Source organism: Skermanella sp. (assembly GCF_059503625.1).
The window spans coordinates 1-3,041 of the sequence record NZ_JCACHA010000278.1 but is presented as its reverse complement, the minus strand read 5'-3'; the positions used below and the strand labels follow the sequence as shown (position 1 = coordinate 3,041).

The following is a 3,041-nucleotide window of genomic DNA, read 5'->3' as shown; positions in this document are numbered from 1 at the left end:
ACAGCGTCGCCGCCGGCCGCTACACCAATGCGGCCAAGCTGCTGGCGAGCCTGCTGGTGCAGGACCCAGAGCCGGACCATTCCCGCATCGCCGCCGTCCTAGATGCCCTGATCGAGATGTCGCCGGAGCCGTCCGCCCTGATCAACCGGGCGGCCATGCTGCTCGACCCCGAGATGGGCGACCCCGATCCGGAACGGGCTCTGGCGCTGCTCCAGGATGCCGCCGACCAGACGGAAGATCCGCAGCATCCCAATCACGCGCTGACGGCGCTGGCCCATGGCATGATCGCCGACTGCTACATCCAGGGCGCGGGAGTGTCCGCCGACCCCGATGTCGGCTTCAGCCATTACCTGCTGGCGGCGGAGTACGGCAACGCCAAGGCGGCTTTCAATGTCGGACTGGCCTATGATCAGGGGATGTTCGGTCAGGCGGTAGACCGGGACGAGGCCAAGCGATTCTACAAGATGGCCGCCGATGGCGGCGACGCCTCGGCGATGACGCGGCTTGCCGTCCTCTACATGACCGATCAGGACCCGCCCGACGAGGTCACCATCGTCGATCTGCTGGAAGCCGCCGTCGAGCAGGGCGACGAGGACGCCGCCGAGATCCTTCAGAACCTTCAGGACGACATACTGCCCTGACTATGCCTTTGCCTACCTGACCCCCTGCGGCCAGATCACGACGCGGACGGTCTGGAGCAGGATGATCAGGTCGAGCATCAGGCTGCAATTCTTGACGTAGTACAGGTCGAATTTCAGCTTCTCGCGCGCGTCGGCGATCGACGCGCCGTAAGGGTAGTTGACCTGCGCCCATCCTGTTATGCCCGGCTTGACGATATGCCTGTACGGGTAGCAGGACATGTCCTTGATCAGGTCGTTGACGATGGACGGCCGCTCGGGGCGCGGGCCGACGAAGCTCATCTCGCCGCGCAGCACGTTGAATATCTGCGGGATCTCGTCGATCCGGATCTTGCGGATGATGCCCCCGATGAAGGTCACGCGCGGATCGTTGACCGAAGCCCAGCGGGCGACGCCGTCCTTTTCCGCATCGACCCGCATGCTGCGGAACTTGATGACCGAGAACTTGCGGCCGTTCAGCCCGACCCGCTCCTGCCGGTAGAAGATCGGTCCACCGTCCTCCAGCTTGACGGCTATCGCCGTGAAGCACAGCAGCGGCAGGGCGAACAGCAGGAAGGCCATGCTGACAGCGATGTCGAAGGTCCGCTTCGCAGCCGTTTCGAACCGTCCCATCGTGGTGCCATTGGAGAACAGCAGCCAGTTGGGATAGGGCCGGTCGATCTCCAGCTGGCCGAACTCCCGCTCGAAGAAGGTCGCGGTATCCAGGATGCGGATGCCGCGCAGGCGGAACTGGAGCAGGGTCTCACGCGGCATGCTCAGTTCGGAGTGCTCCAGCGCCACGACGATCTCGTCGGCGCGAAGCTTCTCGGACAGGGCGAGCAGGTCGTTGGCGCGCACCACCCGCTCCTCCGCGACGCAGGTGTTGCACGGCTCGACCGGCGCGAAACCGAGGACGATGAAATTCGCCGGGCGCAATTCCCGCTCGGCGCGCTCGATCCGCTGGGCCTGCGGCCCGGTGCCGAGCACGAGCACACGGTTCTTGAGCGAGGAAATGCTGGATATGCGCGTCAGCACGACCCGGTTGCCGAGAAGCCCCAGGGAACTCAGGGCCAGCGCCGGAAACAGCGCACTCATCCAGATGCGGCTGCCCGGAGCCACGTAGAAGATGGTCATCAGGCACAGGAACGAAAGGCCGAGCCCGATCAGGATGCGGAGGCACAGGACCTTGAGGGTGAGAAGATACTTCCGCTCATACAACCCCATCATGAAAAGGCAGGGAATGGTAATGATCGTAAAGAGCGCGGTCTGGTGAATGTGGCCTTCCTGATTGGTCAGGACGATGTGAAGTGTTGCATAGCTCATGCTCAGGCACACGACCATCGCACTACCAAGGATCCCGGCGTCCGCTAGGGCCAGGAGAAGGAAAGATGTCGGAACAAACATATTAAATACGCGGATCATACTAATTCATCCCCCACTCGGCTTTTCCACAACCTGAAGCCCTTCTGATGGAATTCTATAAATTCTTATGAAAAGGCTTCCAAGTTCCCGAGCCTCGACCATTGTCGTCTTGAATCGCGAGGATATCACCGGTGAGCGGATGCACACTCGTTCTTGTGCATAAAATGGGCAAACCTTTTGTCGTACCGCCTTGTCCGAAAACAAGAAATTATAGACGGGAGGCAACTTTAGCTCACCTGCCCACTCGGTCCTGACGGGCTATGCAGTTACCGGGCATTCCCGCCTTACCGGAGGTCTGCGACAATCACATCCAGATATACCGATCAGATATCCTGGAGTCCGGTGGGGAGGGAACCTTGTTGTGCAATGCCGCAAAATTGTTTCATCTGGTTTTCCACAAATGTTACAGATCGTTTTAGGTATCGTTTAGTGACTCATTAACCCTGAATAGGGTACTTCTGCTTCCCAGATAGCCCCAGGAAATGCATCCGGATTCCAGGTAATTTTACTGGATTTCAAAATGCTCTTCCGCTCAACTCATGAAGCAAGACGGGATGACTGAAAAGAAATCGGAAGTGAAGGCGGCCCTGGCCACCTGCCGCAGTGCCTTCTTCATGACCGCGGCGTTCAGTGCGTTCATCAACCTGCTGATGCTCGTATCGCCGCTGTACATGATGCAGGTCTACGACCGCGTGCTGCACAGCAAGAGCGAAGCGACCCTGCTGATGCTGACCCTGATCACGGTCGGCCTGCTGGGCGTGATGGCCATGCTGGAAGTGATCCGCTCCAGGATCCTGGTACGGGTCGGCGGCAGGATGGACCAGCTCCTGAGCGAACGCATATTGTCGGCGCAGTTTCAGGCCAGCCTTCACCGGATCGGAGCCAATCCCGGACAGGCGAGCCGCGACTTCGACACGGTGCGCCAGTTCCTGACGGGCGCCGGCATTTTCGCCTTCTTCGATGCTCCCTGGACGCCGCTGATCCTGGCGCTCATGTTCGTGT

The 3,041-nt window shown here is 60.2% G+C and carries 2 protein-coding genes and 1 pseudogene; 2 read left to right on the top strand and 1 reads right to left on the bottom strand.

All coding sequences use genetic code 11. The annotated features are described in order from the left end of the window. A partial coding sequence (locus AC5JJ6_RS06510; protein ID WP_496041257.1) for a tetratricopeptide repeat protein occupies positions 1–641 on the top strand: 641 nt, incomplete at its 5' end. A gap of 12 nt (positions 642–653) precedes the next feature. Here AC5JJ6_RS06510 and AC5JJ6_RS06505 read toward each other — a convergent pair. Next, complete coding sequence (locus AC5JJ6_RS06505) at positions 654–2,021, bottom strand: TIGR03013 family XrtA/PEP-CTERM system glycosyltransferase (protein WP_496041258.1); 1,368 nt, start codon at positions 2,019–2,021, stop codon at positions 654–656. Between the two features lie 572 nt (positions 2,022–2,593). Here AC5JJ6_RS06505 and AC5JJ6_RS06500 point away from each other — a divergent pair. Continuing rightward, a pseudogene (locus AC5JJ6_RS06500) lies at positions 2,594–3,041 on the top strand (type I secretion system permease/ATPase); the annotation flags it as partial.

What these genes read in the sequence shown, in the direction of transcription:
- AC5JJ6_RS06505 (WP_496041258.1), bottom strand. Translation starts at nt 2,021, where the DNA reads ATGTTTGTTCCGACATCTTTCCTTCTCCTGGCCCTAGCGGACGCCGGG.